The sequence below is a fragment of the Thioclava sp. F28-4 genome, from assembly GCF_002020045.1.
GTDB lineage: Bacteria > Pseudomonadota > Alphaproteobacteria > Rhodobacterales > Rhodobacteraceae > Thioclava > Thioclava sediminum.
In genome coordinates this window covers 411,553-425,076 of the sequence record NZ_MPZQ01000002.1, presented here as the reverse complement: position 1 = coordinate 425,076, position 13,524 = coordinate 411,553, and the positions used below count along the sequence as shown (strand labels likewise).

At 66.0% G+C, this 13,524-nt stretch carries 14 protein-coding genes; 8 read left to right on the top strand and 6 right to left on the bottom strand.

The features are described from left to right. Nucleotides 1-236: 236 nt before the first annotated feature. Complete coding sequence (locus BMI87_RS06800) at nucleotides 237-935, bottom strand: HAD family hydrolase (protein WP_078520592.1); 699 nt, start codon at nucleotides 933-935, stop codon at nucleotides 237-239. A 120-nt stretch (nucleotides 936-1,055) separates the two neighbouring features. Between BMI87_RS06800 and clpS the strand changes: the two genes are divergently transcribed. The 3 genes from clpS to BMI87_RS06785 all read left to right on the top strand — a co-directional run bounded on the left by clpS (nucleotide 1,056) and on the right by BMI87_RS06785 (nucleotide 3,391). Then, entirely contained in the window at nucleotides 1,056-1,382 is a 327-nt protein-coding gene (gene clpS, locus BMI87_RS06795) for an ATP-dependent Clp protease adapter ClpS (RefSeq protein WP_078520398.1), read from the top strand. A gap of 79 nt (nucleotides 1,383-1,461) precedes the next feature. Continuing rightward, the gene (locus BMI87_RS06790; RefSeq protein ID WP_078520397.1) at nucleotides 1,462-2,541 is read left to right on the top strand and encodes a class I SAM-dependent methyltransferase; all 1,080 of its coding nucleotides are present in this window, start codon (nucleotides 1,462-1,464) and stop codon (nucleotides 2,539-2,541) included. Nucleotides 2,542-2,581: 40 nt separating this feature from the next. Then, the gene (locus BMI87_RS06785) at nucleotides 2,582-3,391 is read left to right on the top strand and encodes an SDR family NAD(P)-dependent oxidoreductase (RefSeq protein ID WP_078520396.1); all 810 of its coding nucleotides are present in this window, start codon (nucleotides 2,582-2,584) and stop codon (nucleotides 3,389-3,391) included. A 4-nt stretch (nucleotides 3,392-3,395) separates the two neighbouring features. Here the strand turns inward: BMI87_RS06785 and BMI87_RS06780 are convergent, their stop codons facing one another. Continuing rightward, nucleotides 3,396-4,601, bottom strand: a complete 1,206-nt coding sequence (locus BMI87_RS06780; protein ID WP_078520395.1) for a hypothetical protein — start codon at nucleotides 4,599-4,601, stop codon at nucleotides 3,396-3,398. 180 nt (nucleotides 4,602-4,781) lie between these two features. On the opposite strand from BMI87_RS06780, the gene BMI87_RS06775 reads away from it, so the two are divergent. Beyond that, on the top strand, nucleotides 4,782-5,342 hold the full coding sequence (locus BMI87_RS06775) for a hypothetical protein (protein ID WP_078520394.1): 561 nt from the start codon (nucleotides 4,782-4,784) through the stop codon (nucleotides 5,340-5,342). A gap of 4 nt (nucleotides 5,343-5,346) precedes the next feature. Here BMI87_RS06775 and hemC read toward each other — a convergent pair whose 3' ends face one another. Continuing rightward, on the bottom strand, nucleotides 5,347-6,300 hold the full coding sequence (hemC, locus tag BMI87_RS06770; RefSeq protein WP_075774169.1) for a hydroxymethylbilane synthase: 954 nt from the start codon (nucleotides 6,298-6,300) through the stop codon (nucleotides 5,347-5,349). A gap of 99 nt (nucleotides 6,301-6,399) precedes the next feature. Between hemC and hemE the strand changes: the two genes are divergently transcribed. Then, nucleotides 6,400-7,431 (top strand): uroporphyrinogen decarboxylase, encoded by a 1,032-nt coding sequence (hemE, locus tag BMI87_RS06765; RefSeq protein WP_078520393.1) that lies wholly within the window; start codon nucleotides 6,400-6,402, stop codon nucleotides 7,429-7,431. 145 nt (nucleotides 7,432-7,576) lie between these two features. Here the strand turns inward: hemE and hemF are convergent, their stop codons facing one another. Beyond that, complete coding sequence (gene hemF, locus BMI87_RS06760; RefSeq protein ID WP_078520392.1) at nucleotides 7,577-8,476, bottom strand: oxygen-dependent coproporphyrinogen oxidase; 900 nt, start codon at nucleotides 8,474-8,476, stop codon at nucleotides 7,577-7,579. Nucleotides 8,477-8,593: 117 nt separating this feature from the next. On the opposite strand from hemF, the gene BMI87_RS06755 reads away from it, so the two are divergent. After that, the gene (locus tag BMI87_RS06755; RefSeq protein WP_078520391.1) at nucleotides 8,594-9,001 is read left to right on the top strand and encodes a hypothetical protein; all 408 of its coding nucleotides are present in this window, start codon (nucleotides 8,594-8,596) and stop codon (nucleotides 8,999-9,001) included. 4 nt (nucleotides 9,002-9,005) lie between these two features. Here BMI87_RS06755 and BMI87_RS06750 read toward each other — a convergent pair whose 3' ends face one another. Beyond that, nucleotides 9,006-9,668 (bottom strand): arylesterase, encoded by a 663-nt coding sequence (locus tag BMI87_RS06750; protein WP_246832659.1) that lies wholly within the window; start codon nucleotides 9,666-9,668, stop codon nucleotides 9,006-9,008. A gap of 40 nt (nucleotides 9,669-9,708) precedes the next feature. Here BMI87_RS06750 and BMI87_RS06745 point away from each other — a divergent pair, with 40 nt between their 5' ends. Both BMI87_RS06745 and BMI87_RS06740 read left to right on the top strand, forming a co-directional pair. Next, on the top strand, nucleotides 9,709-10,407 hold the full coding sequence (locus tag BMI87_RS06745; RefSeq protein WP_078520389.1) for an ABC transporter ATP-binding protein: 699 nt from the start codon (nucleotides 9,709-9,711) through the stop codon (nucleotides 10,405-10,407). Next, nucleotides 10,404-12,911, top strand: coding sequence for an ABC transporter permease (locus tag BMI87_RS06740; protein ID WP_078520388.1), 2,508 nt, complete (start codon nucleotides 10,404-10,406; stop codon nucleotides 12,909-12,911). The genes BMI87_RS06745 and BMI87_RS06740 overlap by 4 nt, the downstream gene beginning before the upstream one ends. 137 nt (nucleotides 12,912-13,048) lie before the next feature. On the opposite strand, the gene BMI87_RS06735 is transcribed toward BMI87_RS06740, so the two are convergent. Beyond that, the gene (locus BMI87_RS06735; protein WP_078520387.1) at nucleotides 13,049-13,510 is read right to left on the bottom strand and encodes a lytic transglycosylase domain-containing protein; all 462 of its coding nucleotides are present in this window, start codon (nucleotides 13,508-13,510) and stop codon (nucleotides 13,049-13,051) included. Nucleotides 13,511-13,524: the final 14 nt, after the last annotated feature.

Below are 13,524 nucleotides of genomic sequence, written 5' to 3'. Positions count from 1 at the left end.
CTCAATTTGACCCCTTTGCGGTACCGATCTTGAGCCGGTTTCCGGGGTTTATATTAGCGAGAAGCGTAGCACGGGTCTCTCAGGCTGAAAACTCCCTATTTTCAAGCGCTTTCACTGCGACATTCATGCAATACCGCAAGATGTGGTGGGCTTCTTGCGGCGGCATGTCTATAGGTGGTGTATTTCGGACACAGGTGCGTGAGGTCAGCGGAGCATGACGCCACGCAATGCAGGGCTCAATCGGTGATTTTTGCAATCAGATCGGGCAATGCGCCGAGGTCGGGCAATTCGGCGAAGCGCGGATGCTCCATCGGGGGCTCGGCATGCTCGAAGGCCCATGTCAATTCATGGGGCACATGCACGCCCCAGCCCCCCGCCTCGATCATCGGGATCACGTCGGATTTCAGCGAATTGCCCGCCATCAGCCCATGCTCCGCCCCTTCGGCATGGCGCGCGAAAATCTCGGTGTAGACCGGGGGCTTCTTGTCCGAGACGATCTCGACCGCGTCGAACAGATCGCCCAAGCCTGACTGCGCCAGCTTTCGCTCCTGATCGATCAGGTCGCCCTTGGTCACCAGAAGGATGCGGTAGTCGTCCGACAGCGCCTCGATCGTCTCGCGCGCATGGGGCAGCAGCTCGATCGGGTGGGAGAGCATTTCGCGCCCGGCCGCGAGGATCTCCGACAGGATCGTCGCGGGCACGCGGCCTTCGCTGACTTCAATCGCGGTTTCGATCATCGACAGGGTGAAGCCTTTGATGCCAAAGCCGTAATGCGCGATGTTGCGACGTTCCGCCGCGATCAGCCGCTCTGCCAGATGATCGGGCTCGGCGTGGTCGCGCAGCAATTCGGTAAAGTGGTCATGCGTGAGTTGAAAGAAACGCTCGTTATGCCAGAGCGTATCATCCGCATCGAAGCCAATCGCCGTGAGCCGCATCGTCCCGCCTTTCTCGCCGGAGGTGTTGAAAGACTTTTCATATGTCACGAAGACCCTATATTCCGCCAGAGCCCCTCAACGATTCCTGATGCCGGAGCGCCCTTGACCGAGCCTCTTTACATGATGTCCGACGACGACCAGGACGACAGCGACAACGATGCGTCCCTCGCGACCAAGACGCGGCCGAAGACGCAGCGTCCGCCGATGTACAAGGTCATGTTGTTGAACGACGATTACACGCCAATGGAATTCGTCGTCCATATCCTCGAGCGGTTCTTCGGTCTCAATCACGCGCAGGCGTTCGAGATCATGCTGACCGTGCACAAGAAGGGTCTTGCGGTGGTCGGTGTCTTCTCTTTCGAGGTGGCCGAGACGAAGGTGGCGCAGGTGATGGATTTCGCGCGCCGCCACCAGCATCCGCTGCAATGCACGATGGAGAAGGACTAAAGGCCGCCCAAGCGGTTCCTTGCAAATTCAGTCGCGCCCGCCTATTCGGCGGGCTCGTTTCTTTCAGAGGGTTCCCTGCATGAGCCATCCGCGACTTTCGCTCGCTCTCGAGATGCCCGAGGCGCTTCCGCCCGAGGGAGACATCGCGCTGTTCGCGCCCGTGGGCACGCTGGACCTCGGCGGTCTGCCGGTCGATCGCCTCGTGGCGATCCAGCCCGAGAAGCCCGATCATGACGTGCTCGCGCAGCGCGGCGTTCGTGTCTCGCCGAGTGCCGAGGGCAGCTATGCCGCCGCGATCATCTTCGCGCCCCGCGCCAAGGCCGAAGCCCGCGCGCTGATCGCCGAAGCCTGCCAGCGCGTGGCGCCGGGCGGGCCGATCTATGTCGACGGGGTGAAGACCGAAGGGATCGACTCGCTGCTCAAGGAGTTGCGGGGGCGGGTGGAGCTGTCCGCGCCGATCGCAAAGGCCCATGGCAAGATCGCATGGTTCTTCGCAGCCCCCGACCTGCTGACCGACTGGGCGGCTCAGGATATCCACCCGGTCGAAGGCTTTGTGACCCGTCCGGGCGTGTTCTCCGCGGATGCGGTGGATGAGGGCTCGGCGCTTCTGGCGGAATGCCTGCCCGATAGCCTGCCGTCGAAAGTCGCCGATCTCGGCGCGGGGTGGGGCTGGCTCTCGGCGCAGATCCTTGCGCGCAAGGGCGTCGAACGGCTCGATCTGGTCGAGTCGGATGCGGTCGCGCTGGACTGCGCGAAACGTAACATTTCCGATCCGCGTGCACAGTTCCTTTGGGCCGACGCCACGCGCCATGCGCCGGAAGAGCGCTATACCGCCGTCGTGATGAACCCGCCCTTCCACGGGGCCGCGCGCGGGGCCGATCCGGCGCTGGGGCTGGCCTTCATTCAGGCCGCACGCGGGATGCTGTCGCTCTCGGGCACGCTCTGGATGGTGGCGAACCGCCATCTGCCCTATGCCGACGCGCTCGCCGCCGCGTTCCACGAGATTGAAGAGATCACGCCGCCCAGCGGCCCTTCGACCCGTTTCCGTATCATCCGCGCTGCCAAGCCGATCCCCGCCGGGAAGACCCCGGGGAAATCGGCGGGCACGCGCGCCACAGCCGAGCCGAAACGCAGCCTTGCCCCTCGCAAGCGGCGCTAAGCTCGCCTAACCTGCCTCAACATCCACGAGGAGACACCCAATGTCCCTTTCTGTTTCCGGCAAGACCGTCATCGTCACGGGCGCAGCCCACGGTATCGGTCAGGCCATCGCGCGCCATTTCGTCGATCGCGGCGCGCAGGTGATGTTTGCCGATATCGATGAAGAGAAGCTTGCCGCCGAACTCGGCGACACGGCCAAGACCGAAGGGCCGGTGCGCTATTTCTCGGGCGATCTGTGCGAGAAGCTGGCGGTGAAGAACCTGCTCTCGGCCACGGTGGACGCGTTCGACCGGATCGACATTCTGGTGAATTGCGCGCGCACCTTCGCGCCATGCGATCCGCTCGATCCGTCCGTCGAGGTGCTCGACTCGATGCTGTCGCAGAACATGAAATCGGCGCTGCGGGTCAGTCAGATGACCGCGAAGCGGATGATCAAGCAGGCCGAGGATGAGGGTCGGACCGAAGGCGAGATCGGCTCGATCATCAACGTCTCGACACTGGCCTCGAACCGTACCCAGCCCGAGCTGATGGCCTATTCGATCGCCTGCGCCGCGCAGGATCAGGCGATCCGCTCGCTCGCCGTGGCGCTTGCGCCGAAGCGGATTCGGGTGAACGGCGTCAGCTTCGCTTCGGTGATGAGCCGCTCGCTGCAGGATGCGCTGAAGGAAAACGACGACTGGCGAGAGGCGATCTGCGAAGGCACGCCGCTGGGCCGGATCGCGCCGCCGTCGGAGCTGGCAGAGACGGTGCAGTATCTGGCGTCTTCGGGGGCGAGCTTCGTCACCGGGCAGATCATCAATGTCGATGGCGGGCGCAGCCTTCTCGACCGCGTGCAGGTCCCGGCCTTCTAAAGGCTCAGGACCGCGCCGCGCGCCGGTCCATCGCCCAGAGTGCGCCCGCGCCGGCCACGCCCAGAAGGGCGCCTGCGGCTGCGGCCAGCTCATAGCCCGCAAGCGCCGTGCCAATGGCGAAGATGGCCGCGGAGAACCCGTCGCCTGCCAGTTTTTGCAACGCCATGAGCGACGCTCCCGCGCCGGGCCGGTTCGACAGAAGGTCCTGCAGATAGGCCATCGGCTGGGTCAGCACGACCGCGCCGCCGATCGCGCCGGGCAGGGCGAGAAACCAGACGTAAGGCGTGGGGGCCAGCAGCGGCAGCAGCCCCAGATGGGTTGCGTAAAGCGCAGCCCCGATCCAGATCATCGTCGTGCGCTCGATCCGGCCCAGAACCAGCGGCAGCGCCAGCATGAAGGGCACCTCCAGCCCCGCCATGAGGCCCGCATAAAGCGCGGTATCGGCCGCGCCGCGCCCCGGCGTCGCCTCGAAGACCAGCCCCATCACGACGAGATAGAGCATGATCGACCCGTTGATCGTCCCAAGCGCCACGACGCGGGCGAGGATCGGCAGGTTCGCCATCTCGCGTAAGCTCTGCCGGAAAGTCAGCCCCGATTTCGGGTCGGGCCAGCGGGTCGCCCCGTCGCGTGGCCAGAACAGGAAGGTTAGCGCGAGGATCGTGGTCCCGAGCGTCAGCGTCACCGGGTAGATCGAGGTCATCGCCGCGCCTCGGTCGAAGACCACCGACCAGATCGGCAGCACCACCACCCAGGGCAGCGCGAAGAGCGCGCGCAGCGTCGAGAGGATCGCGGGGCGGTCCTCAGCGGGGTGGGTCGAGGCCGCCAGCCGCGACAGTGCGAAGAGCTGGCCGAAGATCGATGCCGAGAGCGGCAGGATCAGCGCGTTGGCGATCACGAAGACCACCCAGTTGTCTCCCGCCAGCACCAGCCCCGAGCCCACGATCAGCATCGCCGAGGTGCCAAGCGCGATGGCCCGGCGGTTCGCGCGCTGATCGGCGAGGATGCCAAGCCCGACCGAAGCCGATACCGACAGCACCGAGGCGACCATCAGCACGCCCGAATAAGCGCGGTCCGAGAGGCCGAAGACCTTGATGGCCAGCGCCGAGACATAGGGCCCCATCGTCGCCGCATGGGCGCCGAACAGCACCAGCAAAATGGCGGCGAGACGCAGAGCAGGATCGGAGAGGACAAGGCGGATCGGACGTAGCATGTCGCCGCTTTGCGCCTTCGGGCGTTCAAGTTCAAGAGGCAGCCGCGAAGCCTTACTCGTGGAGCTACAAAGGCTTAGCGAAATGCTAGGCGAAAAACCGCCACAGGCAGGGAACGGCGGCGCTGGAAACCTAGTTCAAAAGGCAGGGCGGGAGAGGTTGTACATGTAAAAGGAAGCATCATGCTCTCGCGTCATATCGCACTGAAGTTCGACAATGTGATCCGCAATATCCTGCTGCGCGCGGAGGTTCCGCCCGCGCAGGTGACGACCCCGCGGCTGGGCCGTCTGGAAGATGCCGAAACCGCTCTGGAACAGGAGTGCGCCCGCGTCGTGCTGGCGATGCCGCAAGAAGAACGCGGGGTTCTGAGCCTCACCTACGGCCTCAGCGGTCACGCCCCGATCCCGCCGCATCGCGCTGCCGACGTGCTCGGTTGGACGCTGATCCAGACGATGACGATCGGGGAGGGCGCGATCCTGCGGCTGCGCAATGCCAAATCCGCCCGTGCCGCGTTCGAGCCGCTTCTGGAGGCCCTGCATCCGCGCCTGCTCGCGGCGGCGGACGAGATCTATGAGATGCGTCTGGCCGATGTGCCGCGCAAGCGCCGCGACAAGGTGCTCAAGACCCTCTGGTGCGATATCAGCCCGCTGGAACGGCTTGCCCTGCGCGGCTTCGGCGACGGCGAAATCCCCGAGATGGAGCGGGCGCTGGAGCGCCGCGCCGCCGGTCAGCTTCTGTGCTGAGTGCTCAGCGCCAGTCGAAGAACCCTTCGCCCGCCTGAGATAGCAGATCGCGCGCGAGGTGTTCGCCCATCGCGGCGCCCTCGTCGATATTGCCCCAACGCTCGCCCGCGAGCGCCTCGGAGCCGTCGGGGCGCAAGATCTGGCCGCGCAGCCAGAGCCGGTCGCCCTCGATCAGGGCAAGCCCCGCAATCGGCGTCTCGCAGGAGCCGTCCAGCGTCGCGAGGAAGGCACGTTCGGCCAGCAGGCGCTGTTCGGTCACCAGATCATGGATCGGCGCGAGAAGCGCCTCGGCGCGGGCATCGGCCATCCGGCGCTCGATCCCGATCGCGCCCTGCGCGACGGCAGGTAGCATCTCCTCGGGGGCGATGGGCCCGCGCGCCGAGTCCTCCATCCCCAGACGACGCAGCCCCGCATAGGCGAGGAAGCTCGCCGCCGCGACGCCGTCCGCCAGCTTCTTCAGCCGGGTCTGCACATTGCCGCGGAACTCGACCAGTTTCAGATCCGGGCGCACATGGGCAAGCTGCGCCCGGCGACGCAGGCTCGACGTGCCGACCGTCGCGCCTTCGGGCAGGGCCATGATCGAGTCGTATTCGAGACTGACGAAGGCATCGCGCACATCTTCGCGCGGCAGGTAGCAATCGAGCACCAGCCCCTCGGGCTGCTCGGTCGGCATGTCCTTCATCGAATGCACGGCGATATCGATGCGGCCATCGACCATGGCCTCTTCGATTTCCTTCGTGAACAGGCCCTTGTTGCCGATCTCCTTGAGCGGCTTGTCCGCCGCGATCATCGCCCGGTCGTCGCCCGTGGTCTTGATCACCACGACTTCGAAAGCGTCTTCGGGCAGACCATGCGCGGCCATCAGCCGGTCTCGGGTCTCATAGGCCTGCGCCAGCGCCAGCGGCGAGCCGCGGGTGCCGATCTTGAGCGGGGATTTCGCATCGGGCATCTGTGTCATGGCCCCGGAATATCCGCGACAGATGGACCTTGCAAGAAGCCCTGCGCTTGACATGACGCCACAGGTCGCGTCGAAGGGGTGCAAAGAGGAGGCGCGAGAATGACCGACAAGACGATCCTGCGAGCTTTGAAAGGCGAAGTGCTGCCGACCCCTCCGGTCTGGATGATGCGGCAGGCGGGGCGCTACCTGCCGGAATATCGCGCGACGCGGGCGAAGGCAGGCGACTTCCTGTCGCTGTGCTACAATCCCGAACTGGCCGCCGAGGTGACGCTACAGCCGATCCGTCGCTACGGCTTCGACGCGGCGATCCTGTTTGCCGACATTCTGCTGCTGCCGCAGGCTCTGGGCGCCGATCTGTGGTTCGTCACCGGCGAGGGTCCGCGCCTCTCGACCATCACCGGGGCGGAGGGCTTCGCCAAGCTCAAGACCAAGGACGACATCCACGAGACGCTCAACCCGGTCTACGAGACCGTCTCGATCCTCTCGGAAGAGCTGCCGAAAGAGACCACGCTGATCGGCTTCGCCGGCGCGCCGTGGACCGTCGCTACCTACATGATCGCGGGCCGCGGCACCAAGGATCAGGGCCCGGCCCATGCGCTGAAGGCCGAAGATCGCGAGACTTTCGTGAAGATCATCGACCTGCTTACCGTCTCGACCATCGAATACCTGTCGAAACAGGTCGAGGCCGGGGCCGAGGTCGTGAAGATCTTCGACAGCTGGGCGGGCTCGCTCAAAGGTCAGGATTTCGAGGATTTCGCCGTCGAACCCGCCCGCAAGATCATCTCCGAGATGAAAGCGCGCTTCCCGGGCCTGCCGGTCATCGCCTTCCCGCGCGAGGCGGGCGAGGGTTATATCGGCTTCCACCAGAAGACCGGCGCCGATTGCGTCGCGCTCGACAATTCGATCACGCCGGAATGGGGCGCCGAGCATGTGCAGGTCTCTGGCTGCGTGCAGGGCAACCTCGCATCCTCGCATATGGTCACCGGCGGTCAGGCGCTGATCGACGAGACGCGCCATGTCGTCAAAGCGTTCAGCAAGGGCCCGCATATCTTCAACCTCGGCCACGGGATCACTCCCGATGCCGATCCGGAGAATGTGGCGCTGATGGTCGAAACGATCCGCAACGGCTGACGCGCGGTTTCGACCGAGCGCGCGCGTCCGAGTATGCGGGCGCGCACCCCTCCCTTCCTCTTGGCAAAAATATCCCGGGGTGAATGCGCGCAAGCGCAGAGGGGCAGCGCCCCTCCAACCTTGGCCCTATGCGCGCCTTAGCCGATCAATACCATTTCGCGACGGGCGGCAGGCTCATCAGAACCGCATCCGCGTTATGCCCGGTCTCGAGCCCGAATTTCGTGCCCCGGTCATAGACGAGGTTGTATTCCGCATAGAGGCCGCGATGGCGCAGCTGGGTCTCGCGATCCTCCTCGGACCAATCCTGCCCGCGGCGCTTCTCGATCAGCGGCTGGAAGGCGGGCAGGAAGCCCGCGCCCACCGATTGGGTGAAGGCGAAATCATCCTCCCACTCGCCGGTGTTCAGATCGTCGTAGAAAATCCCGCCGACGCCACGTGCCCGGCCGCGATGAGGGATGAAGAAATATTCGTCTGCCCAGGCTTTGAAATGGTTGTAATAGGTCTTGTCATGGGCGTCGCAGGCGGCTTGCATCTCGGCGTGGAAATGCGCGGTGTCCTCGTCATACTCAAGGCAGGGATTGAGGTCCGCGCCACCGCCGAACCACCACGCGCCGGGCGTCCAGAACATGCGCGTGTTCATATGCACGGCAGGGCAATGCGGGTTCTGCATATGGGCGACGAGGCTGATCCCCGCAGCCCAGAACCGCGGGTCTTCTTCCATCCCCGGTACGCCGCGTGCGGCCATCGCCTTTTGCGCGCGGGGCGCCAGTTCGCCCCAGACGGTGGAAATATTCACGCCGACCTTCTCGAAGACGCGTCCGCCACGCATCACGCTCATCTTGCCGCCGCCATGATCCTCGCCGTTCGGGCCTTTGCGCTCGGTGGGCGTCACCTCGAAGCGGCCCGGCGCCTGATCGGAAAGCGGGCCTTGCGCATGGCTGTCTTCCAGCCCCTCGAACGCCGCGACGATCCGGTCGCGCAGGTCGGAAAACCACTGGCTCGCGCGGGCCTTGCGGGCGTCGAAATCCTCAACCGTGTCAGTCATGCGTAGGGCCTCCCAAATCTTTAGCGTGATCCTTATCAGGCGCCGGGGGATGCGGGAAGGGCGCGATTGATCGCGGTCGGAAGCGGGCGTAGGCTCGACCCATCAAGGAGATAGCCCATGCGCCACGCCCTCATGCTGATCCCGCTCGTCCTGCTCGCCGCCTGCGGCACGCCGCAGGAGCGTTGCATCCGCCAGTCTACGACCGAATTGCGGCGCGTCACCAATCTGGTGAGCGAGGTGCAGGGCAACATCGCGCGGGGCTACGCGTGGCAGAGCTACGAAACCACGTCGAGCCGCTGGGAAATCTGCGGCTACGACACGATCACCAAGGGCGACAAGGTGATCCAGAAGCCGCGCATGTGCCTCGAGGATTACACGGTGACGCGGCAGCGCCCGATCCCGATCGATCCGGTCATCGAGAAGCGCAAGCTGGAAGCGCTGCTGAAGCGGCAGGCGGAGCTGTCGAAGGCCGCCGAGGCGCAGATCGCGGCCTGCAAGGCGGCCTATCCCGAAGAGGAGAGCTGAGCGCTCAGCTCCCCGGTTTCACCTTCGCCAGAAGCTCCAGCACCTTCGGCCCCAGCGCAGAGACCACCTTCTTCACCCCTTCGGGCGAGGGGTGGATATTGTCGGGCTGCATTAGGTCGGTCTTGGCGCGCTCCTCGATCGGGGTCTCCGTGATCGGAGCAAGCAGGTTGGGCACCAGAATCGCATCGTATTTCTGCGCCAGATCGGGATAGATCGCGTCGAAATCCTGCTGATATTTCGGCCCGAAATTCCCCGGCGCGGGCAGCCCCGCCAGCAGCGCCGGAATGCCCTTCGCCTGCAGTTTCGCCAGAATGCCATCGAGGTTCGCCCGCGCCTGTTCCGGCGGCAGCCCGCGCAGCAGGTCATTGCCGCCCAAGGCCACGATCACCGCGTCGGGCTGGGGCGTCAGAAGCCAGTCGATCCGCGACAGCCCGCCTGCGGTCGTATCGCCTGAGACGCCGCCATTAATCACCTTCACATCCTGCCCATGACCCTGCAGCCAGCCCTGCAGCTGCGGCACCAGCCCGTCCGCCGGATTATCGAGCCCATAGCCTTGAGTCAGCGAGTCCCCCAATGCGAGGATCGACACCTCCGCCATCGCGGGCCCGACCCCCAGCGCCAGCCCCGCGGCGATAAAACCCGCAGCGATCCGCTTGCGTATCCCCATCCGCGGCCCATATCCCTTTGAAGCAAAAGAAAGACGGCGCATGAGTGACACGATCCTTGAGTTGAAAGACGCGCGGCTTGCGCTCGATGGCAATACCGGGCCGGTCGAGATCCTCAACGGGATCGACCTGAGCATCGCGAAAGGGGAAAGCGTCGGGCTTACGGGGCCGTCTGGATCGGGCAAATCGTCGCTCCTCATGCTGATGGGCGGGCTCGAACGCGCCACCTCCGGGTCTGTCACCGCTTTGGGCCATGATCTCTCGAAGCTGTCCGAGGATGCACTGGCGCGGTTTCGTCGGGGTAATATGGGGGTGGTTTTCCAAAGCTTCCACCTCATCCCGACGATGACGGCGCTGGAAAACGTCGCGATGCCGCTGGAAATCGCGGGGGTGGAACGCCCGTTCGAGCGCGCGGCGGCAGAGCTGGAGGCCGTCGGGCTGGCGCACAGGCTCGATCACTATCCCAGCCAGATGTCGGGTGGCGAGCAGCAGCGCGTGGCCCTGGCCCGCGCAGTCGCGCCCCGGCCCGCGATCCTGCTGGCGGATGAACCGACCGGCAATCTCGACAGCGCCACGGGCGAGACGATCATCGAGATGCTGTTCGGCCTGCAGGAGAAACACGGCGCGACGCTGGTTCTCGTGACCCACGCACCGGAACTGGCCGCGCGCTGCGACCGGATCGTGGAACTGCGCGACGGCGAAGTCGTGGGCGATCACATTGCAACGGACGCGCCCGCATGAGCCTCGCGCTCTCCATCGCCCGGCGCGAGCTGCGCGGCGGCATTCGCGGCTTCTGGGTGATGCTGCTCTGCCTGATGCTGGGCGTGGCGGCGATCGCCTCGGTCGGTCTGGTGCGCTCGGCCATCGAGCGCGCGCTGTCGGATCAGGGCGCGGTGCTGCTGGGCGGCGACGCGCAATACGAATTCACCTATCGCCGTGCAAAGCCCGAGGAACTGCAATGGATCACCGACCGCGCCACCGCGGTCTCCGAGGTGATCGATTTTCGCTCGATGCTGTCGACCGGCACCGATCCCGCCGACCGCGCGCTGACGCAGGTGAAGGCAGTGGACGGGGCCTATCCGCTGACCGGCAAGCTGCAGCTTGATCCGCCCGTCGCCTCCGATGCGCTGAAGGGGCAAGGCGGTGTACCGGGAATCTTCCTCGATCCGATCCTCGCTGATCGGCTGGGCCTGAGCCCCGGCGATAAGGTGCAGCTTGGCGGGCAGGATTTCGTGATGATGGCGCGGATCGTGCGCGAGCCGGATTCGACCGGGACGGGGATGGGGCTTGGCCCGCATTCCATCGTCTCGCTGTCGGCCATCGAGAACACGCCGCTTCTCTCGCCGGGTTCTCTTTTCGAGACGGAATACCGCGCGACCCTTCCGCCCGATACCGACCTCGCCACCCTGAAACAGCAGGCAGAGACCCGGTTCGACGGAGCCGGCATGCGCTGGTCCGACCGCCGCCGCGCCGCGCCGGGGGCGGAGCGTTTCGTGCAGCGGCTGGGCTCTTTCCTCGTGCTGGTGGGGCTGGCAGGGCTGGCCGTGGGCGGGGTCGGCATCTCCGCCACCGTCGCTGCATGGATCGAACGCAAGGCGCCTACCATCGCCACTCTACGCGCGCTCGGCGCGACCGGAAGTACGATCCGCGCAGCGTTCCTGATCCAACTTGCCGCTCTCGGCCTCGCAGGCATTCTCGCCGGACTCCTCCTCGGCGCCGGTCTCGTCCTCGGCGCATCCGGGCTGATCGAACGCGCGCTGCCGCTGCCGGTCGAGATCGGCCTCGATCCCGGCCCGCTGGGCGAGGCCGCGCTCTACGGCGCGTTGGTCGCGATGCTGTTTGCCCTCTGGCCGCTCTCGCGCATGTCGAAGATGCGCGCGGCGACGCTTTACCGCGACACCGGCGCAGGCCGCCGCCTGCCGGGCTGGCCCACGCTTCTGCTGACGGCGGCGCTTCTGACAATCATCGTCACCGTTTCGGCGTGGTTCTCGGGCCTCTGGACGCTGACGCTGGCGAGCCTCGGCGGCATCGCCGTGGCGCTTCTGATCCTGACGCTCGCGGCGAGCCTGATCCGCTGGCTGGCGCGCCGCGCTCAGCATAGCGCCCGGGGCCGCCCCGTGCTGCGCGCCGCCCTTGCCGCCATCGGCGGGCCGCGCTCCGAAGCGCGCTCGGTCATCCTGTCGCTGGGACTTGGCCTCTCCGTTCTGGCCGCGGTCGGGCAGGTCGATAGCGGTTTGCGCGGGGCGATCGACCGCGATCTGCCGAAGGTCGCGCCCGCCTATTTCGTGATCGACATCCAGCCCGACCAGATCCAGCCCTTCACCGATCTGCTGACAGATATGCCCGAGGTGACCAAGGTCGAAAGCGTGCCGATGCTGCGCGGCGTCATCACCAAGATCAACGGCGAGGACGCGCGCAAGACGCATGGCGAGCATTGGGTGCTGCGCGGCGACCGCGGCGTGACCTATGCCGAGACCCCGCGCGAGAAGATCACCGCGGGCGAGTGGTGGCCGAAGGACTATAACGGCCCGCCGCTGGCCAGCTTCTCGGCCAAGGAGGCGCAGGAGATCGGCCTGAAGCTCGGCGATACGATCACGGTGAACATCCTCGGGCGCGACATCACCGCGAAGGTGACCTCGTTCCGCGACGTGGATTTCTCGACCGGGGGTATCGGCTTTGTCCTCACGCTCGATCCGGCGGCACTGCGCGGCGCGCCCCATACATGGCTCGCCACGATCTACGCGCCGCCAAGCGCCGAGGCGCAGGTGATGCGTGATCTTGCGGAGCGTTTCCCGAATATCACCGCGATCCGCGTGCGCGACGCCCTGCAGCGCGTGACCGATGCGCTCTCGGCGATCGCACGGGCGACCTCGCTGGCGGCGGGCGTGACGCTGCTTACGGGTTTCGTCGTGCTGATCGGCGCGGCGGCCGCGGGCGAGCGGGAACGTGCTTGGGAGGCGGCGATGCTCAAGACGCTCGGCGCCACGCGCGGTGCGATCCTAGCGAGCTTCGCGCTGCGTTCGGCACTGATGGGCGCGGCTGCGGGTCTGGTCGCGATCCTCTTCGGTGGGCTCGCGGGTTGGGCCGTGGTTGATCTGGTGATGGGGGCGGAGTTCCATTTCGCCCCGCTCCCCGCGCTCCTGATCGTGGCGGGCGGCGTTATCGCGACGCTGCTGGCCGGTCTGGTCTTCGCGCTGCGTCCCTTGGCGGCGCGGCCTGCGGGGGTGTTGCGCGCGCCCGAGTGAGGGCGGCATTGCCTGCAAAGGTTGGTTGCCTCCGGCGGGGATATTTCGGCCAAGAGGAAGGTAAGGCGCTTTGCTTGGCCTTGGTTTAAATATCCCCCGCGGAGCGTCCCTCCGGTCGGCCCCGCGCAGGTCGCGGGTCAGCGCAGGCCGGTTTCGCGGAGCAAGCCGCGCCGTTTTGCTTCGTAGTAATAGCCGCGCGAATACCATTTCACCGCGCGATCTTCCGAGCCGTCCGAGACCAACCACGCGCCGCGCAGGTATTTCACCGCGTATTTCAGGTTGGTGTCGGGATCGAGTAGGTCATGCGGCTTGCCGCGAAAACCCATGCCACGCGCGGTTTGCGGCAGGATCTGCATCAGCCCGTAATAGGGGCCATTGCGGGCATCGGCGCGGTAGCGGCTCTCACGCTGGACCACGCGGTGGGTGAGGCTGCGCGGCACGCCGTAATGGTCGGAATAGCGGTTGATTAGGGCGCGGATTTCCGGCGTCTCGTTGCGATGGAGCGGCAGTGCGTAGACCGGTTTCGCCATCGGACGCGGCGAGCCGCCACAGGCCGCGAGGGCGCCGAGCGAGAGCAGGAAGAGGCGACGAGTCAGCATGCGGGCGCTCCGGG

Bases quoted from the DNA above. Each gene is read 5' to 3' on its own strand.
- BMI87_RS06800 (WP_078520592.1), bottom strand. From the start codon at position 935: ATGCGGCTCACGGCGATTGGCTTCGATGCGGATGATACGCTCTGGCAT.
- clpS (WP_078520398.1), top strand. From the start codon at position 1,056: ATGATGTCCGACGACGACCAGGACGACAGCGACAACGATGCGTCCCTC.
- BMI87_RS06790 (WP_078520397.1), top strand. From the start codon at position 1,462: ATGAGCCATCCGCGACTTTCGCTCGCTCTCGAGATGCCCGAGGCGCTT.
- BMI87_RS06785 (WP_078520396.1), top strand. From the start codon at position 2,582: ATGTCCCTTTCTGTTTCCGGCAAGACCGTCATCGTCACGGGCGCAGCC.
- BMI87_RS06780 (WP_078520395.1), bottom strand. From the start codon at position 4,601: ATGCTACGTCCGATCCGCCTTGTCCTCTCCGATCCTGCTCTGCGTCTC.
- BMI87_RS06775 (WP_078520394.1), top strand. From the start codon at position 4,782: ATGCTCTCGCGTCATATCGCACTGAAGTTCGACAATGTGATCCGCAAT.
- hemC (WP_075774169.1), bottom strand. From the start codon at position 6,300: ATGACACAGATGCCCGATGCGAAATCCCCGCTCAAGATCGGCACCCGC.
- hemE (WP_078520393.1), top strand. From the start codon at position 6,400: ATGACCGACAAGACGATCCTGCGAGCTTTGAAAGGCGAAGTGCTGCCG.
- hemF (WP_078520392.1), bottom strand. From the start codon at position 8,476: ATGACTGACACGGTTGAGGATTTCGACGCCCGCAAGGCCCGCGCGAGC.
- BMI87_RS06755 (WP_078520391.1), top strand. From the start codon at position 8,594: ATGCGCCACGCCCTCATGCTGATCCCGCTCGTCCTGCTCGCCGCCTGC.
- BMI87_RS06750 (WP_246832659.1), bottom strand. From the start codon at position 9,668: ATGGGGATACGCAAGCGGATCGCTGCGGGTTTTATCGCCGCGGGGCTG.
- BMI87_RS06745 (WP_078520389.1), top strand. From the start codon at position 9,709: ATGAGTGACACGATCCTTGAGTTGAAAGACGCGCGGCTTGCGCTCGAT.
- BMI87_RS06740 (WP_078520388.1), top strand. From the start codon at position 10,404: ATGAGCCTCGCGCTCTCCATCGCCCGGCGCGAGCTGCGCGGCGGCATT.
- BMI87_RS06735 (WP_078520387.1), bottom strand. From the start codon at position 13,510: ATGCTGACTCGTCGCCTCTTCCTGCTCTCGCTCGGCGCCCTCGCGGCC.